Origin of the sequence: Micromonospora rosaria (assembly GCF_001567585.1) — a bacterium.
In the GTDB taxonomy this organism is placed as follows: Bacteria; Actinomycetota; Actinomycetes; order Mycobacteriales; family Micromonosporaceae; genus Micromonospora; species Micromonospora rosaria.
The window spans coordinates 1-25,059 of record NZ_LRQV01000009.1 but is presented as its reverse complement, the minus strand read 5'-3'; the positions used below and the strand labels follow the sequence as shown (position 1 = coordinate 25,059).

Annotated in this window: 22 protein-coding genes; 13 read left to right on the top strand and 9 right to left on the bottom strand. The window is 74.6% G+C overall.

Translation table 11 applies throughout. The features are described 5' to 3' along the window. Positions 1-12: 12 nt before the first annotated feature. A complete protein-coding gene (locus AWW66_RS04715; RefSeq protein WP_067360341.1) occupies positions 13-378 on the top strand; it encodes a hypothetical protein in 366 nt (121 codons plus the stop codon). A 32-nt stretch (positions 379-410) separates the two neighbouring features. Here AWW66_RS04715 and fabG read toward each other — a convergent pair whose 3' ends face one another. Next, positions 411-1,169, bottom strand: coding sequence for a 3-oxoacyl-ACP reductase FabG (gene fabG / locus AWW66_RS04710; RefSeq protein WP_067360259.1), 759 nt, complete (start codon positions 1,167-1,169; stop codon positions 411-413). Between the two features lie 35 nt (positions 1,170-1,204). Beyond that, positions 1,205-2,848, bottom strand: coding sequence for an alpha-amylase family protein (locus AWW66_RS04705; protein WP_067360257.1), 1,644 nt, complete (start codon positions 2,846-2,848; stop codon positions 1,205-1,207). Positions 2,849-2,974: 126 nt separating this feature from the next. Between AWW66_RS04705 and AWW66_RS04700 the strand changes: the two genes are divergently transcribed. Together AWW66_RS04700 and AWW66_RS04695 are read left to right on the top strand one after the other, a co-directional pair. After that, positions 2,975-3,589 (top strand): DUF1349 domain-containing protein, encoded by a 615-nt coding sequence (locus AWW66_RS04700; protein ID WP_067360255.1) that lies wholly within the window; start codon positions 2,975-2,977, stop codon positions 3,587-3,589. 196 nt (positions 3,590-3,785) lie between these two features. Next, a complete protein-coding gene (locus AWW66_RS04695; protein WP_067360253.1) occupies positions 3,786-4,454 on the top strand; it encodes a DedA family protein in 669 nt (222 codons plus the stop codon). Positions 4,455-4,587: 133 nt separating this feature from the next. On the opposite strand, the gene AWW66_RS04690 is transcribed toward AWW66_RS04695, so the two are convergent. The 3 genes from AWW66_RS04690 to AWW66_RS04680 form a co-directional block, all read right to left on the bottom strand. Then, on the bottom strand, positions 4,588-6,018 hold the full coding sequence (locus AWW66_RS04690; RefSeq protein ID WP_067360251.1) for a carbohydrate-binding protein: 1,431 nt from the start codon (positions 6,016-6,018) through the stop codon (positions 4,588-4,590). Between the two features lie 82 nt (positions 6,019-6,100). Continuing rightward, positions 6,101-7,021 (bottom strand): YidC/Oxa1 family membrane protein insertase, encoded by a 921-nt coding sequence (locus AWW66_RS32385; protein WP_083978216.1) that lies wholly within the window; start codon positions 7,019-7,021, stop codon positions 6,101-6,103. A gap of 193 nt (positions 7,022-7,214) precedes the next feature. Further along, positions 7,215-7,502, bottom strand: coding sequence for a DUF6412 domain-containing protein (locus tag AWW66_RS04680; RefSeq protein ID WP_245647904.1), 288 nt, complete (start codon positions 7,500-7,502; stop codon positions 7,215-7,217). A gap of 240 nt (positions 7,503-7,742) precedes the next feature. Here AWW66_RS04680 and AWW66_RS04675 point away from each other — a divergent pair, with 240 nt between their 5' ends. The 5 genes from AWW66_RS04675 (at position 7,743) to AWW66_RS04655 (ending at position 14,071) form a co-directional block, all read left to right on the top strand. Continuing rightward, complete coding sequence (locus tag AWW66_RS04675; protein WP_157527152.1) at positions 7,743-8,888, top strand: carboxylate-amine ligase; 1,146 nt, start codon at positions 7,743-7,745, stop codon at positions 8,886-8,888. Between the two features lie 104 nt (positions 8,889-8,992). Continuing rightward, the gene (locus AWW66_RS04670; protein WP_067360247.1) at positions 8,993-10,372 is read left to right on the top strand and encodes an FAD-dependent oxidoreductase; all 1,380 of its coding nucleotides are present in this window, start codon (positions 8,993-8,995) and stop codon (positions 10,370-10,372) included. A gap of 94 nt (positions 10,373-10,466) precedes the next feature. Beyond that, positions 10,467-11,414, top strand: coding sequence for an endonuclease domain-containing protein (locus AWW66_RS04665; protein WP_342671909.1), 948 nt, complete (start codon positions 10,467-10,469; stop codon positions 11,412-11,414). A gap of 135 nt (positions 11,415-11,549) precedes the next feature. Beyond that, positions 11,550-12,971 carry a WGR domain-containing protein gene (locus AWW66_RS04660; RefSeq protein ID WP_067360244.1) on the top strand — a complete coding sequence of 474 codons (1,422 nt, stop codon included), beginning with the start codon at positions 11,550-11,552 and terminating at the stop codon, positions 12,969-12,971. A gap of 185 nt (positions 12,972-13,156) precedes the next feature. Beyond that, entirely contained in the window at positions 13,157-14,071 is a 915-nt protein-coding gene (locus AWW66_RS04655) for an aminoglycoside phosphotransferase family protein (RefSeq protein WP_067360242.1), read from the top strand. Positions 14,072-14,144: 73 nt separating this feature from the next. On the opposite strand, the gene AWW66_RS04650 is transcribed toward AWW66_RS04655, so the two are convergent. Then, on the bottom strand, positions 14,145-14,951 hold the full coding sequence (locus tag AWW66_RS04650; protein ID WP_067360240.1) for an Fpg/Nei family DNA glycosylase: 807 nt from the start codon (positions 14,949-14,951) through the stop codon (positions 14,145-14,147). A gap of 185 nt (positions 14,952-15,136) precedes the next feature. On the opposite strand from AWW66_RS04650, the gene AWW66_RS04645 reads away from it, so the two are divergent. The 4 genes from AWW66_RS04645 (at position 15,137) to rocD (ending at position 19,123) form a co-directional block, all read left to right on the top strand. Beyond that, positions 15,137-15,841, top strand: coding sequence for an SDR family NAD(P)-dependent oxidoreductase (locus tag AWW66_RS04645; protein ID WP_067360238.1), 705 nt, complete (start codon positions 15,137-15,139; stop codon positions 15,839-15,841). A 191-nt stretch (positions 15,842-16,032) separates the two neighbouring features. Continuing rightward, entirely contained in the window at positions 16,033-16,761 is a 729-nt protein-coding gene (locus AWW66_RS04640) for an MFS transporter (RefSeq protein WP_067360236.1), read from the top strand. A gap of 332 nt (positions 16,762-17,093) precedes the next feature. Then, a complete protein-coding gene (ddaH, locus tag AWW66_RS04635; protein WP_211271832.1) occupies positions 17,094-17,909 on the top strand; it encodes a dimethylargininase in 816 nt (271 codons plus the stop codon). After that, complete coding sequence (gene rocD / locus AWW66_RS04630; RefSeq protein ID WP_211271835.1) at positions 17,909-19,123, top strand: ornithine--oxo-acid transaminase; 1,215 nt, start codon at positions 17,909-17,911, stop codon at positions 19,121-19,123. Before ddaH ends, rocD begins: the two co-directional genes overlap by 1 nt. A 102-nt stretch (positions 19,124-19,225) precedes the next feature. Here rocD and AWW66_RS04625 read toward each other — a convergent pair whose 3' ends face one another. Both AWW66_RS04625 and AWW66_RS04620 read right to left on the bottom strand, forming a co-directional pair. Then, entirely contained in the window at positions 19,226-20,377 is a 1,152-nt protein-coding gene (locus AWW66_RS04625; protein ID WP_067360231.1) for an FHA domain-containing protein, read from the bottom strand. Further along, complete coding sequence (locus AWW66_RS04620; RefSeq protein ID WP_067360337.1) at positions 20,374-20,667, bottom strand: 4a-hydroxytetrahydrobiopterin dehydratase; 294 nt, start codon at positions 20,665-20,667, stop codon at positions 20,374-20,376. Before AWW66_RS04620 ends, AWW66_RS04625 begins: the two co-directional genes overlap by 4 nt. A 214-nt stretch (positions 20,668-20,881) precedes the next feature. On the opposite strand from AWW66_RS04620, the gene AWW66_RS04615 reads away from it, so the two are divergent. Next, a complete protein-coding gene (locus tag AWW66_RS04615; protein ID WP_067360229.1) occupies positions 20,882-21,658 on the top strand; it encodes a hypothetical protein in 777 nt (258 codons plus the stop codon). Between the two features lie 105 nt (positions 21,659-21,763). On the opposite strand, the gene AWW66_RS04610 is transcribed toward AWW66_RS04615, so the two are convergent. After that, positions 21,764-25,059: SCO7613 C-terminal domain-containing membrane protein (locus AWW66_RS04610; protein ID WP_067360227.1), on the bottom strand; the 3,296-nt coding region annotated here is incomplete at its 5' end.

Here is a 25,059-nt window from a genome sequence, read left to right as displayed (position 1 = left end):
GGCCCCGGCAGACTGCTGATCGCGGTGTACCTGCTGTTCGCCATCGCGGCCACCTCGCGGGCCGGGCTCCAGATCGCGACGCGGCTCGCCGAGGCGCCGGTGGCGTACCTGCTCTCCGGCCTGGCGGCGGTGATCTACATCGTCGCCGCGGTCGGGCTGGCCCGCGCCGGGACGGGCGGACGCCGGACGGCGCTGGTCTGCTGCCTGGTGGAACTCGTCGGGGTGCTGGGCGTGGGCGCGCTGAGCCTGGCCCGACCGGCGCTCTTCCCCGACGAGACGGTCTGGTCGGAGTTCGGCAGCGGCTACGGCTACATCCCGCTGGTGCTGCCGGTGCTCGGCCTCGCCTGGCTCTGGCGGACCCGGGACCGCGCGGTCTGACGCCCGGTCCCGGCGGCGCGCCGCGGGCGGGGTCAGTCCTTCGGGCCGCCCGCGACGTAGACGACCTGCCCGGAGACGAACGACGCCCCCTCGCTGACCAGGAACGAGATGGTGTGCGCCACGTCCTCCGGGCGGCCGACCCGGCGGACCGGGATCTCCGCCTCGGCGTGCTTCTGCAGGTCGGCGAAGTCGATCTTCATCCGGGCGGCGGTGGCGGCGGTCATGTCGGTGACGATGAACCCGGGCGCGACCGCGTTCACCGTAACCCCGAACGGCCCCAGTTCGATGGCGAGGGTCTTGGTGAAGCCCTGCATCCCCGCCTTGGCCGCCGCGTAGTTCGCCTGGCCCCGGTTGCCCAGCGCCGACGTGCTGGACAGGTTGACGATCCGGCCCCACCGCTGCTCGACCATGTGCCGCTGGGCGGCCTGGCTGACCAGGAACGCGCCGCGCAGGTGCACGGCCAGGACGGTGTCCCAGTCGGCGTCGGTCATCTTGAACAGCAGGTTGTCCCGCAGCACCCCGGCGTTGTTGACCAGCACCGTGGGTGGGCCCAGCTCGGCCGCGACCCGGTCCACGGCCACCTCGACCTGCGCCCGGTCGGCCACGTCCGCCCCGACCCCGATCGCCCGGCCGCCGGCGGCGGTGATCGCCGCCACGGTCTCCTTCGTCGCCGACTCCTCGATGTCGACCACGGCGACCGTCAGGCCGTCGGCGGCCAGCCGGCGGGCGGTGGCCGCCCCGATGCCGCGCGCGGCTCCGGTGACGATGGCGACGCGGGGCTCCTCCGACATGACTACCTCCCGGTAACACGACTGGTCGAAGGAGCTTAACCCCGGCCGAGCCGGATCCACCGGTACCCGTATCCGGCCACCCGCAGGGCGTCCAGCTTGCCGACGTCCTCGTAGGACCGGTCGGTCAGCACGTCGATCGGCAGGTCCGCCTCGGCGGCCAGCATGCCCAGGTCCACCACGGCGTCGTCGGTGCCGAGGTTGTGCAGGAAGACCATCGTCCCGGTCGGCCCGTCGGCACGGTGCGCCAGCACGCCGGACGGCATCGGGATGTCGATGTGGGTGGTGGAGCCGGAGCCGATCTCCGGGCACTCGCGGACGGTCCGGATCATCCGCTCGAACCAGGAGAGCAGCGAACCCCGGTCCTTGCGCTGGGCGGTGACGTTGACCTTCCGGTAGCCGAAGTCCCCGGTGTCGATCACCGGGCGGACCAGCTTCTCCGGCTCCGCGGTGGAGAACCCGGCGTTGGGCTGGTACGACCACTGCATCGGGGTACGGATCGCCTCCCGGCCGGGCAGGTCGAGGTTCTCCCCCATGCCGATCTCCTCGCCGTAGCGCAGCACCGGGGTGCCCCGCAGCGAGAACTGCAACGAGTACGCCAACTCGATGCGCCGCCGGTCGTTGCCGAGCATGCTAGCGAAGCGGCGGCGGATGCCCCGCCCGTAGATCCGCATCTCCTCCTCGGGGCCGAACTGCTCGTACACCTGCTCGCGCTGGTCGGCGGTGAGCCGGGACAGGTCGATCTCGTCGTGGTTGCGCAGGAAGGTGGCCCACTGCCCGCCGGTGGGCAGGGTCGGGGTGTCCCGCAGCGCCTCGATCACCGGCTCCGGGTCGTGGCGGGCCAGGGCCAGCATCAGCCGCCCGTTGAGCATGAAGTCGAAGAGCATGTGCACCCGGTTGCCGGAGCCGCCACTGTCGCCGAAGAACTGCGGCAGTTCGTCCGGCTCCACGTTCGCCTCGGCCAGCAGGACGGCGTCGCCCCGGCGCCACTGCACGTGCTGGCGCAGCTCGGTCAGGTACCCGAAGTCCTTGGCCCCGTCGGCGTGGCCGGGCTCGGTCAGCTCGATGATGAACGGCACCGCGTCCATCCGGAACCCGGCGACCCCGAGCTGGAGCCAGAACGACATGATCTTCTTGACCTCGGCGCGGACCGCCGGGTTCCGGAAGTTCAGGTCCGGTTGGTACTTGTAGAACCGGTGGTAGTACCAGGCCTTGGCGGTGCGGTCGTAGGTCCAGGTCTCGTGCTGCTCACCGGGGAAGACCATGCCCTGGTACCGGTCGGCCGGCTCGTGGTCGGCCCAGACGTACCAGTCCCGGTACGGCGAGTCGGGCGAGGAACGGGCGGACTGGAACCACGGGTGCTGGTCGGAGGTGTGGTTGACGACCAGGTCGATGATCACCCGGATGCCCCGGTTGCCCGCCTCGTGCAGCAGTTCCGCGAAGTCGCCGAGGGTGCCGAAGCGCGGGTCGACGGCGTAGAAGTCGGTGACGTCGTAGCCGTCGTCCTGGTTGGGCGACGGGTGGATCGGGTGCAGCCAGAGGCAGGTCACGCCCAGCCTGGCCAGGTAGTCGAGGCGGCCGATGAGGCCCGGGATGTCACCCACCCCGTCGCCGTCGGAGTCCGCGAACGTGTCGATGTCGAGGCAGTAGACGACCGCCTCCTGATACCACCTGTCGCCCATGCGGACTTCCCTTTTCCGGACGCCACCCACGGCAAACGCGAGAACCCTCGACCCCGTCCGCTGATCGGGGTCGATGGAGCGCACACGGGTCGGACGGCCGGGCGGGCGCTCCGGTACGGTCGCGGCATGAGCCCGGACCTGGTACCTGCCGCCCACCCCGTCGACTGGTCCCAGGGGGTGTGGCTGAACCCGCCGGTCAGCGCCGAGCCGACCCCGGAGGGCGGACTGCGGGTGCAGCCGGGCAAGGGCGGGGACTTCTGGCGGCAGACCAGCTACGGGTTCGTCCACGACAACGGGGAGGCCCTGCTCGCCCCGCTGCCCGTCGGGCAGGCCGTCGAGGTCGACTTCCGGTTGGACTTCACCGGGCAGTTCGACCAGGCCGGGGTGCTGGTCCGGGTCGACGAACGGAACTGGGTCAAGACGGGGGTGGAGTTCTGCGACGGCCTGCCCCAGGTCGGCGCGGTGGTCACCCGGGAGATGTCGGACTGGTCGACGGCCCCGGTGCCGGGGTGGACGGGGCGGCTGGTCAGCGTCCGGGTCAGCCGGGCCGGGGACGCGCTGACCGTCCGCGCCCGAGTCGACGGCGAGCCGTGGCACCTGGTCCGGCTGGCCCCGCTGGCGCCGGAGGCGACCGCGCTCGCCGGCCCGTTCTGCTGCGCCCCGACCCGGGACGGGCTCACCGTCCACTTCACCGCCTGGCGTCAGGGCCCCGCCGACCACGACCTGCACCCCACCGACTGAGGTGTAAGGAAGGGCCCCCTGTTAACCCTTTCGGTAGAGGAAGGGCCCCTTCTTAACGCCCGGGGCCGGTTTTCGACGCCGAGGGCCGGGCAGGGTGTGACCGGGCGGGGGCAGGGTACTTCAGCGTGATCGCCGGCCGCCTTCGTCACCGTGCGGCCGTCGCCACCATCCGGCCGCGCGGAAGGACGCCCCGCCCATGGCACTCGCCGAGAACGTCGAGCCGAGCGAGCTCGGTGGCCTGACCGGCTGGGTGGCCGGCGTGATCGAGTCGGCCGGCGCGCTCGGAGTGGCGCTGCTCGTCGCGCTGGAGAGCATCATCCCGCCGATCCCCAGCGAGATCGTCCTGGCGATGGCCGGCTACCTGGCCGGCGAGGGCCGGTTCAACGTGGTGGTGGTCGGGCTGGCGGCGACCGCCGGGTCGCTGCTCGGCGCGCTGGTGCTCTACTGGGTGGGCGCGGCGCTCGGCGAGGACCGGCTGAAACGGTGGCTCGACCGAATCCCCCTGGTCGACACCGACGACCTCGAACGCGCCGACCGGTGGTTCGAGCGGTACGACCGCTGGGCGGTGCTCTTCGGGCGGATGATCCCGGTGGTCCGCAGCCTGGTCTCCGTCCCGGCCGGGGCGAACCGGATGCCGCTGACGGAGTTCGTCCTGCTCACCACGCTGGGCAGCGGCATCTGGAACGCCCTGTTCGTCGGGCTCGGGTACGCCCTCGGCTCCCGCTGGGAGCAGGTCGACCAGTACAGCAGTTGGTTCGACTACGCCATCGTCGCCCTGATCGTCCTCATGATCGCCAACTGGGCGGTGAAGAAGATCCGACGCCGCCGCCGTACCCGCCCGCACGCCGGCTCGACCTCCCGCTGATCCCCGCCGCCCCGTCGGCCGGCACACGAACCGGCCGGCCGGGTGTACCGGCCGGCCGGAGGTTAGGAAGGGCCCCTTCCTCTACCGAAAGCGTTAACAAGGGGCCCTTCCTTACCGCTCGGTGCCTTACTGCTCAGCGGCGGAACTGGAACCAGTTGACGTTGACGAAGTCGGCGGGCTGGCCGCTGGTGAAGGTGAGGTAGACAGTCCGCCGGCCGGTCACCGACGACACGTTGCCCGGCACCGAGCGCCAACTCTGCCAGCCGCCGGTGTTGGCGACCGCGAAGCTGCCGATCGGTGGGCTGGTCGGGCTGTCCAGGCGTACCTCCACCAGGCCGCTGACCCCGCCGGCCGCGCCCGACGCCACCCGGGCGACGAAGTCCCGGGGCGGAGTCGAGCCGAAGTCGACGTTGTCGAACCGGACCCAGTTGCCGTTGCCGACGGCGGCGATGTTCTGCCCGCCCTCGGAGCAGGCCTCGACGGTCACCCCGTTCTGCGCGTTGAACGACTCGGCCTGGATGGTCGAGTACGCGTCCCGCACCCCGGTCGGCGGCGGGGTCGTGGTCGGCGGGGTGGTCGGGGGCGTGGTCGGCGGGGTGCCGCCGCCACGCTGGTAGACCGCCACGTAGTCGACGAGCATCGGCCGGCCGGGGACGGTCGCGGCGGTCGGGGTGGTGAAGCCGGCGACGCCGTTCGGGAAGCCGCCGCCCATCGCCACGTTCAGCAGCAGGAAGTACCCGGCGTGGCTGGTCATCTGGCTCCAGTACGGCTCACCGATCTGGTTCTGGGTGACCGTGTGGTACTGCTGCCCGTCGACGTACCAGCGCAGTTGCTGCGGGCTGACCGAGGCGTCCCACTCGAAGCGGTAGGTGTGGAAGGCCGACTGGCAACTGCTGCCGGGGCAGGTACGGAAGTTGCCGAGGCCGTTGTTCTCGTTGCACGGGCCGCCGGGCGCCACCCCGCAGTGCAGCACGCCCCACACCTGGTTGATCCCGTTGACGTTCTCCATCACGTCGAACTCGCCGATGCCCGGCCAGTTGTGGTAGTTCCCCCGGTACGGCGAGCCGAGCGACCAGAACGCCGGCCAGTAGCCGAGCGCCGCGTCCCCGGTGACGTTGGGCATCTGGAGCCGCCCCTCGATGGCCAGCACGCCACCGGCCGGGGCCTTGAAGTTGCTGCGGACGGTCTCGATCCGGGCCGAGGTCCACCGGCCGGCGGAGTCCCGCAGCGGGGTGATCCGCAGGTTGCCGGCACCGTCGTGGCTGACGTTCGCGGTGCTGTTCGTGTACGTCTGGATCTCGCCGGTGCCCCAGTTGGGCGGGCCGCCCGGGTAGCTGGTGCCGGTGTCGATGATCCAGTTGGCCGCCGAGGGCAGGGTGTTGGCCGCGCCGGTGAAGTCGTCGGCCCAGACCAGGCTCCAGCCCGGAGCCGGGGCGGGGACGGCGGCGTTGGCGCTGACGGCGACGCCGGCCAGCCCGGTGGTGACGGTGGCGACCAGGGCCACGACCAGTCGCAGCCGGCGTCGCGGGGGCAGGGCGGCGGGGGCCGCCGGGGCAGGGGTCATGGGCATGCCTCTCAACGGGGACGGTTCGAGAGAGCGCTCTCTCAGAGGTTGTACGGAGCTTCCTCACATTTGTCAATATCGATCACGCGGCGGGCTGCGGTACCGGGCGCCGAAGCACCACCTGTTCCAGCGCGGTCCACGCCGTGGTGGTGACCAGGTAGAGCACCGCCGCCAACGGCAGCACCAGGGCGGCCAGCACCGTCGCGTACGGCAGCAGGGGCAGCACCCGACCGAGCAGCGCCAACCCCGGCACCGCCGTCGCCCCGTCCGCGCCGGGCTGCCCACCCGCACCTTCCGGGCCGCCCGCCCGCCGCCCGGTCCCGCCGGTGCGGTCCCCCCGCCGCCCGGTGCCGCCGGCACGGTCCGTCTGCCGGTCGGTGCCGCCGATGCGATCCCCCCGCCGGTCAGGGTCGGCCGGGACGATGCCGGCCGAGCCGGCGGCCAGCCCGCCGACCGGGTCCCCGGTCGCTGCGGCGGCCCGGCGCATCCGCCGCGACGACCACCAGGCCAACGCGGTCAGCACCACCAGGAGCACACCGAACAGCGGCCCGGCGGCACCGCCCAACCCGTCGGCGAGGCGGTGCCCGAGCGAGACCCCGGCGACCTGCTCGGCCAGCAGGCTCCGCCCCGCGTCGGCGGTCGTGAAGAGTTGGTACATCAGGATGAAGAAGGGCGCCTGGAGCAGCGCGGGCAGGCAGCCGGCGACCGGGCTGGCCCCGGCCGAGCGGTACAGCTCGACCAGTTCCCGCTGCTGGCGGGCCGGGTCGTCGGCGTACCGGTGGCGCAGGTCACGCACGGCGGGGGCGAGCGCCGCGCGGCGCCGCTCCCCGCGTACCTGCGCGACGGTGAGCGGGGAGATCAGCAGGCGGACGGCGACGGTGAAGAGCACGATCGCGGCGGCGGTGGCGCCACCGGCGGCCAGCGGCTCCACCACGCCGGCGAGCAGGTGCACGGCGGCGCCGGCGGCGCCGACCGCGTGGTCGAATGGTGCGAAAGCGAGCATGGGTGACCCCTCGGTCCGATTCCGGGTCGTCCGATGTAGACGGTGAACGCGGGGAATCGGCCGCGCACGGCGGGACCTGCCCCGAACCGGGACCCGCCCGACGGCACCCGGACGGAACGGGCGACGTCGGCCGACCCGCGCGACCGGCGGGCGGCGGGCAGCGGGCTGGGCTACGGGTTACGGGAGCGGTGCGCTACGCGGCCGAGGGGAGCGCCCCGGGCGCGCGGGGCCGGGGTCGGCCGGCCGCGTCCGGGTCGACCTGTCGGGGCACCCGCCGTCGGCGGGACCGCTCCCGCAGCGCGATGCCGCGTCGGGCGGACCGGCGCGGCCGGTCCGTGCCGGGACGGGCGGTGAGCAACGTGGCCAGCAGCACCGCCGCGACGACGGCGGCCCCGGCCAGGGCCTCGGCCGGCCGGTCGGCGAGCAGGGTCACCTGGGTGAGCAGGTACACCCAGGCGAGCAGCAGCATCCGGACCAGCACACGGCCAGGCTACAACCGGCTGTCACCCCCGGCACCGGCGACGCCGGCCACGCGGCGCGGCGGGCGACGGAGGCGACGGGGCGAACCGGCGGCGACGCCGGGCGGCAGTACGGACATGTCGGCTGCGCCGGACATGCCGGACAGACACGCCGGAGTCCGGGTTTCCCGCGCCGACCAGCGCGGGTACCAACGCAGCGACGGCGGAGGGCCGTCGACGGTACCGAACGGACGGTGGTGACGATGCCAGGGCAGGTCGCGCAGGCGCCGGTGGAGACGACAGGGACGGCCCGACCCGACCTGCTCACCGTCGGCGTCGAGGAGGAGTTCCTGCTGGTCGACCCGCACACCGGCGCCGCGGTGCCGGCCGTCGACCTGGTGATGGCGCAGGTGCCGGCGGAGCTGCGCGGGCAGGTCGAACGCGAGTTCCAGACCAGCCAGATCGAGATCGGCAGCCCGCCCGGGCTGGAACTCTCCTCCATCCGGCACTCCCTCGGCGTGCTGCGCGCGGCGCTCGCCGACGCCGCCGAGCGGGCCGGGGTCCGGGTGCTGGCGATCGGTACCGGCCCGGTCGAGGGTCCGGTCCCGCCGGTGGTCGACAAGCCGCGCTTCGACCGGATGATCGAGCGGTTCCGGCTGCTGGTCCCCGGACCCGGCAACAACGGCATGCACGTGCACGTCGGCGTGCCGGACGCGGAGACCGGCGTGCAGGTGCTCAACCACGTCCGCCCCTGGCTGCCGGTCCTGCACGCGGTCACCGCCAACTCGCCGTTCAGCGGCGGCGTGGACACCGGGTACGCGAGTTGGCGTTCGATCGAGTGGGAACGCTGGCCGTCGGTGGCGCCCACCCCGTGGCTGGAGTCCCACGAGCACTACGAGCGGCTGATCCGGCAACTGATCGCCAGTGGCGTGATGCTCGACGAGGGGATGCTGTACTGGTACGCCCGGCTCTCCGCGAAGTACCCGACCGTGGAGATCCGCATCGGTGACGTCTGCCCGTCGGTGGACGACACCGTCCTGGTCGCCGCCCTGGTCCGGGCACTGGTCTCCACCGCCATGGCGGACATCGAGGCGGGCCGCCCGGCCCTCCGTACCGATCACCACCTGCTGGTGGCGGCGCACTGGCGGGCCGCCCACGACGGGCTGGAGGGCGACGGGGTCGACCTGACCACCGGTGACCTGCGCCCGGCCTGGGCACTGCTGGACGACCTGGTCGACCGGCTCCGCCCGGCGCTGGACCGGCACGGCGACCTGACCGAGGTCACCGACCTGCTGGACACGCTGCGCCGGCACGGCAGCGGGGCCGCCCGGCAACGGGCCGTGTACGCCCGCACCGGCCGCCTCACCGACGTGGTCGCCGACGTCGCCCGCCAGACCCGCGGCACCTGACCCCATGCAAGGAAGGGCCCCCTGTTAACGCTTTCTGACTGGAAAGGGTCCCCTCCTCACAGGCGTGCCGGGCCGGGACCGGCACCGCGTGTCAGACTGAGCCGGTGGCGGAACGACTGATCGTGATCGGCGGGGACGCCGCCGGAATGTCGGCGGCGTCCCAGGCCCGACGGCGTCGGGGCCGAAACGATCTGGAGATCGTCGCCTTCGAGCGGGGCCACTTCACGTCGTACTCGGCGTGCGGCATTCCGTACTGGATCGGGGGCCTGGTGCCCGAGCGGGACCAGCTCATCGCCCGCGCCCCACAGACCTTCCGCGACGAGTACGACATCGACGTCCGGTTGCAGCACGAGGTCACCGCGATCGACCTGGGCCGACGCGAGGTCGTGGCCCGGGACCTGGCCGGCGGCGGCGAGGTCCGCGCCGGCTTCGACACCCTGGTGTACGCCGTCGGTGCCACGCCCCGCCTGCCCGACTGGGCCCGATCCGGGGTGGCCGGGGTCTTCGGGGTGCAGACCCTCGACGACGGCGCGGCGCTGCGCGACTGGTTGGAGGCCGAGCCCCGGCCCCGGCGGGCGGTGGTGGTCGGCGGCGGGTACATCGGCGTGGAGATGGCCGAGGCGCTCGTCCAGCGCGGGCTCGACGTGACCCTCGTCGAGCGGGGCGAACAGCCGATGAGCACCGTCGACGACGACATGGCGGTGCTGGTCGCCGCCGCGATGCGCGGGGTGGGCATCGAGATCCGCACCGGCGTCGAGGTGACCGGCCTGACCGAACAGGACGGGCGGGTGTCCGCCGTGGTCACTGACGACGGGCCGCTGCCGGCCGACGTCGTGGTGCTGGGCCTGGGGGTACGCCCCAACACCGCGCTCGCCGAGGCGGCCGGCCTGCCGCTGGGCCCCAGCGGGGGCGTCCAGGTGGACCGCCGGATGCGGGTGCTCGGGGTGCCCGGCGTCTGGGCGGCCGGGGACTGCGTGGAGACCCTGCACCGGGTCAGCGGCCTGCCGGTGCACGTGCCCCTCGGTACGCACGCCAACAAGCAGGGCCGGGTGGCCGGGATCAACATCGGCGGCGGGTACGCCACCTTTCCCGGCGTGATCGGCACCGCCGTGACCAAGGTCTGCGAGCTGGAGGTGGGGCGGACCGGCCTGCGGGAGCGGGACGCCCACGCGGCCGGGTTCGAGTTCGTCTCCGTGGTCATCGAGTCGACCAACCGGGCCGGCTACTACCCGGGCGCCCGGCCGATGACCGTGAAGCTGATCGCCGAACGGCCCAGCGGGCGGCTGCTCGGCGCGCAGATCGTGGGCTGGTCCGAGGCGGCCAAACGGATCGACGCCCTGGCCGTGGCGCTCTGGAACGGGATGACCGTGGACGACATGACCGCGCTCGACCTGGGCTACGCCCCGCCGTACGCGCCGGTCTGGGACCCGGTGCTGGTGGCCGCCCGGACGGCCGTCGACGCCCTCGCCGCGCACAGCCGCTGACCCGCCGTACCGTCCACTGTCGGTTTCGGGTGCATCTGTTGTCGCAGTGACGACAACGGATGCACCCGTCCTGCGTTCTGCTGCCAGCATGCGGATGCCGGGTGACGATGGGTCAGGGCTGGACTGGCTGCTCTTCCGCCAGTCGGGGGTGCTGAGCTGGGCGCAGGCCACGGCCGAGCTGACCCCGGCGAAGGTACGGCACCTGCTGGCCACCCGCCGGTGGCACCCGGTCTGCCACGGCATCCTGCGCGTCGGCGCCGAAGACACGCCGTACCAGCGGGAACAGGGGTGGTGGGTGGCGGTGCTGACCGCCGGCGAGGGGGCGCTGCTCGCCGGCCTGGCCGCCGCGCGGGCCGGTGGGCTGCGCGGCGGCTGGGCGCCCGACGTGGTCGACGTGCTGGTGCCGCACCGGCGACGCGCGACCGGGCTGGCCCGCCGGCTGCCTCCCGGGCTGCCGGGGGTACGGGTCCGCCGGACCCGGATCCTGCCTGCGGAGGATCTGCAACGAGGTCATCCGGACCGCACCGGCATGGCCCGCTCGCTGGTGGACGCCGCGCAGTGGGCGCGTACCGACGAGCAGGCGCAGGAGATCCTCGCCGCCGGATGTCAGCAGCGGCGGGTGACCACGGCGGAGCTGGCGGCGGTCCTGGACCGGCTGCCCCGGGCCCGGCGGCGCCCGCTGATCCGGCAGACCCTGGCGGATGTCGCGGGTGGCGCCGAGGCCCTCTCCGAGATCAATCTCGTCCGGTTGTGCCGCCGGCACGGGCTCCCCGCTCCGCAGGGTCAGCAGCGACGGCGGGACGCCACCGGCCGGCTCCGGTTCCTCGACGCGTACTGGCCACGGTGGCGGTTGCACGTCGAGGTGGACGGCGCCCACCACATGGACGTCCGGCGCTGGGCGGCCGACCTGCGCCGGCAGAACCAGGTCTGGATCGAGGGGGACCGGATTCTCCGGTTCACCGCGTTCGACGTCCGGCACCGGCCGGCGGAGGTGGTGGCGCAGCTGCGGGCCGCGCTCACCGCCGCTGGCTGGCACCCCTGACCACCGTGCGGAGGCGCCACGCTCCGGGTGCGTCCGTTGTGGTCACCGCGACCACGGATGCACCCGGAGAAGATGTCGGTGGGGGTGTTTAGGGTCGGCGACGACTGATCAACCCCTCAGCGGAAGGTCCCGGCGATGGCCCAGGAGACGACGTACCTCGAACTGTCCGAGGCCGGCGGTGGCGCGCACAAGTTCTACGAGGTGGTCGTCGACGACACCGTGCTGACGGTCCGCTACGGCCGCATCGGCGACTCGGGTCAGGTGAAGTCCACCGCCTACCCGGACAACGCGAAGGCCCGCGCGGCGGCGGCGAAGAAGATCGGGGACAAGGTCCGCAAGGGGTACGCCCCGGCGGTGCCCGGTCTCCGGCAGAAGCGGGCCGTCTCCCGCCGCCAGATCGTCAGCACCCGCTCGACCGCCCGGACCGCCCCGGTGCTCTGGCGGTACAACTCCGGCGCCCCGGCGTTCGGCATCTTCGTCGACGGCGAGCGGTGCATGGTCGGCAACGAGCGGGGCGTGATCACCACGCTGGACCACCAGGCCCGGGTGGTCGGTCAGGTGCAGCTCCCCGACGGGGTGAAGTGCATCGTCGCCGACGACGACTGGCTCTACGCGGGCTGCGACGACGGCAACGTCTACGACCTCTCCGGCAAGATGCCCCGGGTGGCGTACACCATCGCGCCGGACATCGACATCTACTGGCTGGACATCCACGACGGGGTACTCGGGGTCTCCGACGCCGACGGCGGCATCGCGGCGGTGGACCACGAGGACGAGTTCCTGTGGCGGCGGGGCGGGCGCGGCAGCGCGGCGTGGATGGTGCGCTGTGACGCGGCGGCGCTCTACCACGGCCACTCGCAGGGGGTCACCGGCTACGACTGGCGGACCGGGCAGGAGCTCTGGCACACCGGCACCGGGGCGGTGCTGTTCGGCTGGCAGGAGTCGGGCTCGGTGTTCGCCGGCACGGCGACTCGCCAGGTGGTCCGGCTGGGCAAGGACGGCCGCAGCGAGCAGACCTTCCGTTGTGACGCGCCGGTCTTCTCCTGCGCCACCGCCTCCGACGGCCGGTACGTCTTCGCCGGGGACAACCAGTCCTCCATCTACTGCTTCGACGCGGCCGGCAACCGGCTGTGGAAGCTCGGCACCGGCTGCGGCTCGGCGTACTCCATGCAGTACCACCAGGAGAAGCTGTACGTGGTGACCACCAGCGGTCAACTGGCCTGTGTGGACGCCAGCGAGCCGGCGATCCGGGCCGCCGAGGCGGGCGACGTGCCGAAGCCGGTCGACATCAAGGCCCCGACCACCGCCCCGGTCCCGGCGGCGCCGACGGTGGTCGAGGTGACCACCGACACGAGCGCCGGCGTGATCGTCGAGTGTGTGACCGAGCAGGGCCGGCTGCGGATGCACGTGCTCTCCGACGGTTTCCGGCGGGACTGGTCGGTGCAGTTCCCCAAGGGCATCCGGGAGGTGGGCGCCCGTTACCTGGTCAGCGAGATCCGGGAGTCCGGCCGGGGCGGCTTCTACCGCGCCTACGGCGACATCCGTCGGCTGCGCTGACACCGGCCGACCACGACGTCGACCCCGCCCGGCGCGGTGACGCGGCCGGTGACGGTGCCGACCACGGCGACGTCCGGTGACACGGCCGGCCACCGCGTCCGCCAGCGGGCGCAGCGGGGGCGGTGACACCGGCCGGGCGTGGAAACCGCTGTCGCCCGCCCCGGCCGGTGGTCCACGATGGCCGGATGGGCAGCAGGGTGGAGCCATCGGCCGGGTTCGACGGGACGCTGCCCGCCGGGTTGGGCTGGATGCGTCAGGTGCCGGCCGGACGGGCCTGGCTGGCCGAGCTGCCCCGGCTGGTCGCCGAGTGCGCGCAGCGGTGGTCGCTGCGGCTCGGCCCGCCGTTCCCGTACGCCATGGTGTCGCTGGCGCTGCCGGCGTACCGGCCGGACGGGACGGCGGCGGTGTTGAAACTCCAGTACCCGGGGCCGGACAGCCGGCACGAGGCGGCGGCCCTGGCCGCCTGGGACGGCACCGGGGCGGTCCGGCTGCTGGCGTACGACGCGGACCGGCGGGCGCTGCTGGTCGAGCGCTGCGAACCGGGTGGGCCGCTGCACCGGTTGCCGCTGGAGGAGGCGCTCGACGTGACGGCGGGCCTGCTGCCCCGGCTCTGGCGACCGGCCCGTCCCGAGGCGGTGACGCCGATCAGGTCGCTGGCCGAGGAGGCGACCGGCTGGCTGGCCCAGCTCCCGGTGGAGTGGGAGCGGGCCGGCCGGCCGTACGAGCGGCGGCTGCTGGACGTGGCCTGTGACCGGCTGGCCGGGCTGGTCGGCACCCAGGGCGAGCAGGTGCTGGTCAACCAGGACCTGCACGCCGGCAACGTGCTCGCCGCCACCCGCGAGCCGTGGCTGGTGATCGACCCGAAGCCGCTGGTCGGCGAACGGGAGTTCAGCGTGGTACCGATGATCCGGGGGCCGGAGCTGGGGCACGGTCCGGCGCTGCTCCGCCGCCGGCTGGACCGGCTCACCGCCGACCTGGGGCTGGACCGGGAGCGGGTGCTCGGCTGGACGATCGGGCAGACCCTGGCCTGGAGCACCGGCCCCGACCTGGTGATCCCCACCCACCTGGAGGTGGTCCGGTGGCTGGTCGAGCAGCGGTGAGCCGGGCCGGAGCACCGGACCCGCGCCGGCCCGCGACCGCCGCCGGCGCGTCGGGGCACCACCGGACGCGGCGTCAGCGCTGGCAGGTGGGGCACCAGTAGAGGTTGCGGCCGGCCAGGGTGCCCCGGTGGATGCCGGTGCCGCAGACGTGGCACGGCTGCCCGGGGCGACGGTAGACGTACACCTCGCCGCCGTGCCGGTCGACCCGGGGTGCCCGGCCGGTGACCTCCGGCAAGTGCGCGGGGCGGACGGTGTCGATCCGGCCGTGCGCGACGGCGGCGGTCATCAGCTCGACCAGGTCGGCCCAGAGGTCCCGCCAGCCGGCCGGGGTCAGCTCCCGGCCGGGCCGGGTGGGCGGCAGCCCGGCCCGGAACAGCGCCTCGGTGACGAAGATCAACCCCGTGCCGGCCACCACCGACTGGTCGAGCAGGAGGGCGGCCAGCGGCGTCGCGCTGCGCGCGATCCGGGCGTACGCCCGCGCCGGGTCGGCGTCGGCGCGCAGCGGATCGGGGCCGAGCCGCGCCCGCAGCGCCCGTACCTCGGGTGGGGTGAGCAGTTCGCAGGCGGCCGGGCCGCGCAGGTCGAGCCAGTGCCGGTCGCTGGTCAGCCGCAGCCGGACCTGCCCCACCGGCTCCGGGGGCTCCCCGTCGCCGTCGGTGACCTTGCCGTACAGCCCGAGGTGGACGTGCAGGGTCAGCTCGTGGGCGTAGTGGTGCAGCAGGTGCTTCCCGTACGCCTCGGTCTCCTCCAGCACGGTGCCCGAGAGCCGGGCGGCGCCCTCGGCGAACCGACCCTGCGGGCTGGCGGCGAGCACCTTGTCCCCGGCGAACAGGTCGCCGTGCCGCGCCGCCAGACGATGAATGGTGTGACCCTCCGGCACGACGGCAAGCGTAACGCGACAGCCGCGCCGCGCCTCTCGCGGAAGCAGTACCCACCCCGTCGGCGTCAGGCCGCGCCACCGCCGACGTCGCCTCCGCTGCGGACGGCGGGCGGGGCAGGTGGTTCAATGGCGGGCCGGTGCGCCGGTGACGGGCACCACCCGGGCGCGGCGAGGGACGGATCTCCATGTCGGATGCGGTACGGAACGCGGTCGTGGTCGGCAACAGCGACGGGATCGGGCTGGCGCTGACCCGCCGGCTGCTGGCCGACGGCTGGCGGGTCGCCGGCTTCTCCCGGCGGGCGGTCGACCTGACCGAACCGGGGTACGCCCACCACACCGTGGACGTGACCTCGGCGGACTACCCGCAGGTGCTGGGCCGCGCGGTGACCGGCCTCGGCCGGGTCGACCTCTGCGTCTACGCGGCCGGCGTCGGCGAGCCGGTCGACGTGACCGACCTGACCACGCAGACCCACGCCGTCGAGGTGAACCTGATGGGCGCGGTACGGACCGTGGCGGTGGTCGTACCGGTGATGGTGGCGGCCGGTTCCGGGCACCTGGTCGGGCTGTCCAGCCTCGCCGACCGGATGGTCTCCCCCGAGGCCCCCGGGTACGCCGGGTCCAAGGCCGGGCTGTCGACGTACCTGCGGGGCTTGTCGGCGGCGCTGCGCGGACACGGCGTGCAGGTGACCACCGTGCGGTTCGGGTTCGTGGACACCAAGATGGCCAAGGGACCGGTCCGGCCGTTGATGCTGTCGGTCGACCGGGCGGTCGAGATCCTGATGGACTGCGTCCGGACCCGTCCGGTGCAGGTCTCCCGCCCCCGTCGGATGGCCCTGCTCACCTCGGCCCTGGCCGGCCTCACCCGGCTCTCGTCGCGCGCCCGACGCTGACCCGCCCGGCATCCGTCGGGGACCGTCGACCCCGGCGGGCCGTGACGTCGCCGCGACGTCACCCGGTCGGGTGGTCGGCGCGGTCCGGGTGTCAGCGCGATGCCGGCTGGGTACCTCGCTGGGTGTTACCGCGTGGCCGCCGAGCGACGCTCTCCGGCGCTGGCCGCCCCGCGCTCACCAGGAGGTGGAACATGAGGATTCCTTCGCTGTCGCGCCGGACCGAACCGGCCCCGGCGGGCGACGAGAACGGCGACGGACGGGTCGACGCGGCGGACCGCGCGACCGCCACCGCGACCGCACCCCCACCCGTAACCGCACCCGCGCGCACCACCGAGACCGACCAGACCGTGGATCTCGACCGGGACCGCACCGTCGAGCGACCGCTGCCCCCGCCGCCCGCGCGCCGGACGGCGTTGACCGACCGGGTACGCCGGTCCGCCCCGCCACCGCCGCCCCCGCCGACCACCGACCGGGACGCGCCGACCACCGACCGGGACGCGCCGACCGTCGAACGGACCGCGCCGACCGTCGACCGGGACGTGCCGGCCCCGGAGCCGACCACCGACCCACGGCCCGCCCCGGTGGTGGCCGGCGCGAAGCCCCGGGCCAGTCTGCTCGCCACCCTCGGCCTGGTCGTTGGGGTGGCCGGCGCGCTCTTCGTGCTCACCGGCACCCTCGCCGGGTACGGCATCGGGCTCGGCGCGGCCGGCGCGGTGCTCAGCGTGCTCGGCCTGGTCGCCACCCGCCGCCGGCACGTGGCCGGCAAGATAGACGCGCTGCTCGGCATCGGGTTCGGCCTCGGCGCGGTGGTGGTCGGCATCCTGGCGATGACCGGCCTGTACGCCTGGCCCAGCACCGACGGCGACTGGGTGCTGCGGCTGCGGGAGTGGCTTGACTCACAGTTTGTCGGTCGTTTCTGACGGGCACATATCGGCTCGCCGGTGGTTCACCGGCGGCAGGCCCGGCCAGCCGGTGGTTCACCAGCGAGGGCACACCTTCTCGGGGGGCGGCGACGCAGCCGCCCCCCGAAGCATGTCCGGGTCCCGCGCCGCCTCCCGCCCCGGCCGGACGCGCCACGCCGTCGGCGCAACGAATCGCAGAAGCGGGCCGGGCAGACGCAACGATCCGCCGGTGCACGCAAGTCTCAGCGGTGGATGCCGTCGCCGGGTGCCGCATAGCGTGGAGTGACGGCGCCAGCCCGTGGGCCGACGGTGGCCGGGCGCGCCCGAGCCTGGGAGCAGGGACAGTGACGATGGACGCCATCCGCCAGCGCTATCTGATGTGCCGGCCGACGTACTTCGCCGTGGACTACGCGATCAACCCGTGGATGGACCCGACCACCCCGGTCGACACCGACCTCGCGGTCCGGCAGTGGGAGCGGCTGCGCCGCACGTATCTCGACCTGGGCCACGAGGTCGAGCTGATCGAGCCGCTGCCCGGCCTGCCGGACATGGTCTTCGCCGCCAACGGCGGCACCGTGATCGACGGTACGGCGATGGCCGTGCAGTTCCGGGACCCGCAGCGCACCGACGAGGCCCCCGCGTACCGGGCCTGGTTCGAGGCGGCCGGCTTCACGGTGGCCGACCCGAAGCACGTCAACGAGGGCGAGGGCGATCTCCTGCTGGCCGGCGACCACCTGCTCGCCGGCACCGGGTTCCGCACCGCGCACGCCGCGCACGCGCAGGTGCAGGAGGTCTTCGGCTACCCGGTGGTCACCCTGCACCTGGTCGACCCGCGTTTCTACCACCTGGACACCGCGCTGACCGTGCTCGACGAGCAGACCGTGGCGTACCTGCCGGAGGCCTTCTCCCCCGGCAGCCGGGCGGTGCTGCGCCGGCTCTTCCCGGACGCGGTGCACGCCACCATGGCCGACGCCGAGGTGCTGGGGCTGAACGCGGTCAGCGACGGCCGGCACGTGGTGCTGCCCGCCCAGGCCGTCGACCTGGCCGCGACGCTGCGCGACCGGGGGTACCGGACGATCGGGGTCGACCTCTCCGAGCTGCGCCGGGCCGGCGGTGGACCGAAGTGCTGCACACTGCGACTCCGTCAGGGGAGGGCCGACACGTGATCGTCGACGACAGGCTGCGGACGCCGGACGCGGTCCGGGACGCGCAACGCTGGACCGCGCACAACTACCACCCGCTGCCGGTGGTGATCTCCTCCGCCGAGGGCGCCTGGCTCACCGATGTGGACGGCCGCCGGTACCTGGACTTCCTCGCCGGGTACTCGGCGCTGAACTTCGGCCACCGGCACCCCCGGCTGATCGCCGCCGCGCACGCCCAGCTCGACCGGTTGACGCTGACCAGCCGGGCGTTCGTGCACGACCAGTTCGCCGACTTCTGCCGGGAGCTGGCCGAGCTGTGCGGCAAGGACCTGGTCCTGCCGATGAACACCGGCGCCGAGGCGGTGGAGACCGCGATCAAGGTGGCCCGCAAGTGGGGCTACCGGGTCAAGGGGGTACCCGACGGGCAGGCCACCATCGTGGTCGCCGAGGGGAACTTCCACGGGCGGACCACCACCATCGTCGGCTTCTCCACCGACCCCGACGCGCACGACGACTTCGGGCCGTACACCCCGGGTTTCCGGATCGTGCCGTACGGCGACCTGGACGCGCTGAGCGCCGCGATCGACGACACCACCGTGGCGGTGCTGATCGAGCCGATCCAGGGCGAGCAGGGGGTGGTGGTGCCCCCGGAGGGCTACCTGCCGGGGGTCCGCCGGGTCTGCACCGAGCGGGACGTGCTGCTGCTCGCCGACGAGATCCAGTCCGGGCTGGGGCGGACCGGGGACACCTTCGCCTGCGACCACGAGGGCGTGGTGCCGGACATGTACCTGCTGGGCAAGGCGCTCGGCGGCGGTATCGTCCCGGTCTCGGCGGTGGCCGCCGACGCCGACGTGCTCGGGGTGCTCCGGCCGGGTCAGCACGGCTCCACCTTCGGCGGGAACCCGCTGGCCTGCGCGGTGGGTACCGAGGTGGTCCGGCTGCTCGCCACCGGCGAGTTCCAGCACCGCTCGACCGAGCTGGGCGCGCGGTTGCACGCCGGCCTGCACGAACTGGTCGGCGAGGGCCTGGTGGCGGTCCGGGGCCGGGGCCTCTGGGCCGGGCTGGACATCGACCCGGCGCTGATGACCGGCCGGCAGGCCTGCGAACGCCTCGCCGAGCGGGGCGTCCTCGCCAAGGACACCCACGGCTCCACGATCCGCCTGGCCCCGCCCCTGGTGGTCACCGAGGCGGAGATCGACGAGGCGCTGACCCAGTTGGCCGCCGTCCTGGCCGGCTGACCCCGGTACCGGCGGCGCCCCCGCCCCGATCCGGGCGGGGGCGCCGTCGCACGTCAGTCAGGCGCGCGTCAGGCTGCGCGGGGGTCAGGCTGCGCGCGGGGGTCAGGCGTTGGGCAGCCGCATCGCCATCGTGGGCGCCTCCGCCATCACCGAGGCCGGGGTGATGGGCGCACCGCTGGCCAGCTCGCCGGGGCGGCCGACCTGCACACCCGGGTACAGCTCGACCATGTCCCCGCCGTCGAGGATCCGGGACTGCCGGGGCTTGAGCGGCTGCCGGTCGGCCTCGTCCATCGACCCACCCGGCCGGATGCCGGAGCCGTTGGTGCTGACGTCGGTGACGATCACCTCGCCGGCCCGCAGCTCGAACTGGAGGTGGCTGCGGCTGATCCAGCGCCGGGCCTCGTCGTTGAGCCACTGCCCGAGGGTGACGCCGCCGGGCTGGTCCGGTGCCCGGCCGACCTGGACGGGCTGGTCGGCGGTGAGCACGAAGCGCCGCCGGATCAGGCCGCCGACGCTGACCGCCAACACCTCGGCGCGGGGCCGGGGGCCGGCGTCGGAGAGCCGGGTGCCGTGCCGGGGGCAGGTCGGCACCCCGTTGCGCAGGGACGGCGGTGGCTGGCCGGCCGGGGCCCGGTCCACCCGGGCCAGGTCGGCGAAGGCTCCGCCGCCACCCCCGCCGCCGAACAGCGCGCACCCCGGCTCGGGGCAGCGCCACTGCCGGGCGAGCAGCTTCTCGCCGACCGGCGAGGGCTGGCCCTCCACCGGTACGGTCGCGGAGCCGACGTGGGCGACGAACGCCGGACCGCCCGGCCCCGGCACCGGGGCGAGGATCCGGCCGGGCTGCTCGACCACCCACGGGTACCGTCCCCGCAGCCCGTCGAAGCGCCCCCGACTGAGCACCGGCAGGCCGAGCAGGTCGGCCACCTCCAGCATCCGGTCGCCCGGGTTGTCGAGCACCTCGACCAGCCCGTCGTCGGCCCAGCGGCGGACCACCATCCGCTCGTTGGAGGTCAGGTCCGCGTCGGAGAGCACGGCCCGGTGCACCACCGCGTAGACCGGGACGCTGTCCTCTTCGAACTGCCGGGAGAGGGCGTCGATGATCATCCCCAGCCGGAGCAGGTTGGCCGGCCGGCCACCGTCGAGATCCTGGTACCGGATGACCTCGGCCAGGTCGATCACGGCCCGCGCCAGGGACGGGTCGGTGCAGACCCGGCCCTCGATCGCGTCCAGCACCTTGCTGATCTCGAACCTCACCGAGCACCTCCGATGATCTCGTCGATCCGTCGCGCCAGCTCCAGGTCACGGACGGTGACCCGGTCGACGGAGTGGGTGACACAGCGGAACGTCACGGTGCGCCACCGGATGTCGATGTCGGGATGGTGGTCGAGTTCCTCGGCCACCACGGCGACCCGGTCGACCACCGCGACAGCGGCCGGGAAACTCGCCAACTCGACGGTCCGGCTGATCCCGGCCGGGCTTCCCGACCAGCCCGTCAACCGGCCCAGCTCGTCTCGTACCGCCTCGGCGGTGAGCGCGTCTGCCATGGGGAAGACCCTACCGGTGCAGGTCGGGGCGGTGGCCGCCACGCCGGTCCAGGCTGGTCAGCGGTGATGACCGCCGGGTGGGCGGGGTGGCCGGCGAGCGTCGCCGGGCCGTCGTCGCCCGGCGGGTGTCACACCGCGCCGTTACCCTGGCGGTGACCCGGCCGGGGCCCGTTCCGGGCGGCCCGGCCCACCCTGCGCAAGGAGAAATCCCAGTATGAAGACTCGACGGCTGGCGACCACGGGGGCCGCACTCGTCGCCGCGTTCGGTCTCACCCTGACCGGCTGTGGCACCGACGGGACGTCGGACACCCCGGCCGGCCCCGGCGAGGCGGCCCCGGCCGCCAGCTCCGCCCCGGCGGACGCCCGCGCCGAGCTCAGCGCGGCGGCGCTCAAGCTCAACGAGGACAGCCTCCGGGTCAAGATCGCGTCGTCCGTGCTCAGCGGTGGCGGCGTGATGGACCCGAAGTCGAAGAGCGCCGACATGACGATGGAGATGGGTGGTCAGGGCACGTTCCGTATGATCACCATCGAGAACGACGGTTACCTCAAGTTCTCCGGTGTGCCGGGGCTGCCGGACAAGTGGCTGCGCCTCGACGTGACCAAGCTCGGCGCGAACGGCCAGCTCAACCTGATGCCCGACGGCGACCCGGGCGGTGCCCAGCAGCTCGTCAACGGCGTGGTCGACGTGGAGAAGACCGGCGACGACAGCTTCTCCGGCACCATCGACTACACCAAGGCCAAGCCCGGCGACAAGGCCGTCGAGCAGATGGGCGAGAAGGGCAAGGCGGTGCCCTTCACCGCCAAGGTCGACGGCCAGGGCCGCCTGGTGGAGCTGGTGGTCGACACCAGCGTCCTGCACGAGTCGCTGGGCACGATGACCACCACGTACTCGGACTTCGGCACCGCCGTGGACGTGCAGAAGCCCCCGGCCGGCGAGACCCAGGACGCCCCCGAGGAGCTGATCCGCTCGTTCAGCGGCACCACCACCTGAGCGACACCGACGACGGTACGGGCGGGGGCGGCACCGGACGGTGCCGCCCCCGCCGCCGTACCCGGCGCGGCCACCGGGTCCGGGTCGGCGGCGGGCGGGTACGGCTCAGCTCATCCGGCCGACGGCGGAGCGGAGCCGGGACAGGTCACGCCGCCGCCGCTCGTAGGTGGCGGCCACCGAGATCAGCACGATCCCGCCCAGGCCCAGGTAGATCCACCGGGGCAGCAGGTCCCAGCCCCGCGCCAGCTCGTGCAGGGTCAGCAGGGTCAGCGTCACCGCGCCCAGCACCACCGGCGCCTGCCAGCGCCGGGCCGCCCCCACCAGCACCACGGCGAGCGCGGCGAGCCCGAGCCCGAGCCGCCGCCAGGGCTGCGGGTCCGCCGCCACCAGCGCCGGGACCAGACTCGGCAGCAGCGCGGCGGCCAGCCCCGGACCGAGGGCGAGCCAACTCGTCAGCCCCGTCCGGTTCCGCAGCGCCACCGTCCCGAAGGCCAGCGCCAGCACCGCCGCCGGCACCGTGTACGCCTCCACCAGCAGCACCTCGCCGGCGACCAGCAGCAGCCAGGCACCGAGCAGTTCGCTGCCGCCCGCGACGGCCGCGAAGACCCACCGCCGGCCGGCCGACCCGCCCGGGACGAGCACCCGGACGGCGACCGCCGTCCCCCAGAGGACGCAGACCACGGCGGCGTGCCGGATCGCCCCGACGGTGAGCAGCAGCGCGAGCCCGGCGGCGGCCTGGGCCAGCACCTCCAGCACCCGGGCCGACAGCGGCTGCCAGCGGGCCAGCACCGGTGCGGTGGCGAGCGCCAGCGCCGCCACCGCGAGCACCGCGAACGCGGTCGTCCGCAGCGACAGCCCACCGGCCAGCGCGGCGGTCACCGCGAACCCGACGGCCGACGGTACGGCCACCACCCAGCCGAGCACCCGCACGGCGTCGTACCGGGCGGCCACCCCGACCGTCAGCGCCGCCCCGATCACCACGCCGGTACCGGCCAGGGTGCCGGCCCGGGTGGCGAGCAGCCCCAGCAGCCCGGACCCGGCGGCCACCAGCCCCACCGGCAGCGCGCCGGCCACCAGCCCCACCGGCGGCGCGCCGGCCACCAGCCCCACCGGCGGCGCGCCGGCCACCAGCGCCGGGTACGGCCGGACGAGCGCCACGACCAGCAGGGCGGCCGTCCCGATGAGCAGCACCACGGCCGGCACGACCGGCCAGGGGGCACCCACGGCGGTCAGCAGCACCGGCGCCGCGAACGCCGCGAACGGCCAGGCGAGCAGCAGCCGGCCACGCCGGCCCCGGCCCGTCAGCAGGGCGGCGACCGCCAGCACCAGCAGGGCGAGGGCCACCGGCAGGTCCCCGGTGGCCGGCCGGCCCGCCGGAGCCCCGGCCCAGAGAGCCGACGGCGGCCCGTACGGCACGACCAGCGCGCTCACCGTGACCGGCAGGGCCACCAGCACCGCCACCGCCAGCAGCACCAGCCCCGGCGCGCGCAGCAGCGGGTCCGGCCGGAACCCCGGCGCGGCCAGGACCACCAGCAGGACGCCCAGCGCGGCGTAGAGCGACACCGGCTCGTCGGCCGCAGCCACCATCGCCACCAGCCCGGCCAGCGTCACGGCGACCGCGTACCCCACGGAGGCGTACCCGCGCAGGTCCGGCCACCCGCGACGGACGGCGACCAGGGCGACCGCCGCCAGCCCGACGGCGGCGACCAGGAACCGGGCCTGCCACCAGGGTGGCACCCCGGCGGCGAACGCCCCCAGCGGCACCGCCAGCGGCGCGGCGACCAGGGCCACGGCCAGGCCCACCCCGGCGATCCCCCGCTGCCCGGCGCTGCCGGACCGGCCCCGCCACGCCAGCACCAGCCCGGTCAGCGCGGTGACCGCGAGGGCCAGCGCCGCGCCGGCCGGCGCGGCCAGGGCCACCGGGAGCGCGTGCCCGACCAGGACCGCCCCGGCGCTCGCCAGCGGCACCGCCACCCCGGCCCGGGTACCCGGCCGCAGCACCGAGGCCAGCAGCAGCCCCACCCCGGCGACCAGGTCGAGGGTCACCACCAGCGGCCAGGACGTCGGCCCGACCGCCGGCAGGGCGAGCACGACGAGCGCCCCGGCGGCCACCCCGAGGCCGAGCCGGGCGCCACGGGGCACGAGCAGCCCCAGCGCGACCACGCCGAGCAGGACCGCCACCGGAAGCTGCCAGCCCCAGGTGAGGTCCGGACCGGCATCCGCGCCCCGCCACCACAGCATCGACCGGTGCACGGTGGCGGCGGCGAAGACCACCGTCACCAGCGTCGTCACCAGGGCGGTGCTCCCCGCCACCACCAGCGCGCCGATGCGGGGGCCGGTCCGCCACCGGTCGGGCACCAGCCGGACCGCCCCGGCCAGGCCGACGGCGACCAGCACCACCGCCAGCAGGGACAGCGCGGGCCACTGCTGCACCACCGGCCGGAGGATCGCGGCGGCCAGCACCGGCACCGCCAGCCCGGCGGCGGTCCCGCCGATCCCCCGGCTCCGCAGGGCCGGCGCGGCGGCCGCCAGCACCGCCACCACCAGCAGCAACGGCAGCCCGGCCAGCGCCGGCACCCCGAACGCCCGCCCCCCGGCGAGCGGTGCCAGCGCGAAGCCGGCGGCCACCGCCAGCGCCACCGCGTAGCCGAGCCCCGCGACCACCTGCCCGACGATCCGGGCCGGCCGGTGCGGCGGGCCCTGCCCCGCGCCCGGTTCCGGTGGGCCACCGGTCTCCGGGGACCGGCCGCGCAGCACCGTCACCACCACCAGGTTGAGCAGAGCGGTACCGAGCAAGACCAGGGTCCAGCCGGTGGCCGAGGGCCGCGCCCCGGCGGCGAACAACGGCAACAACGGTTGGGCGGTCAGCAGCGCCCAGAACCACGGCCCGGTGAGCCCGCTGAGCCGGGCGTACCCGGCGGCGAAGGCCGCGCCGACCACCCCGACCACCGCGCTGTACCGGGTACCCGGCCAGGCGGTCACGCCGAACAGGTCGACCGTCCAGGCGGCGTACCCGTCGAGGAGCACCAGCAGCAGGCCCACCGCGGCCAGCGTCTCCGCCGTACCGCGCAGCCGACGCCGGACCGCCACCAGCGGCAGGGCCAGCACGAGCGCGGTGACCGCGGCCAGGATCAGCGCCCGGCCGGCGACCCCCACCGCCGCCCAGGCGACGGCGGTGAAGACCACCGCGGCGGTACCGAGCAGAAGTCCACCCAGGACGAAGAGCAACCCCTGCACCGCCCCGCCGGACATCTCCACCGCACCGGGCGACGGCACCGCGCCCGGCGGCACCTGGGCCGGGGGCACCGGGCCGGCCGGTCCCCGGCCGACCGGCGGAACACCGGCGACCGGGCCGTGGGCCACCGGGCCCGTGGTGGCGGGGCCCGTGGCGACCGGGCCCG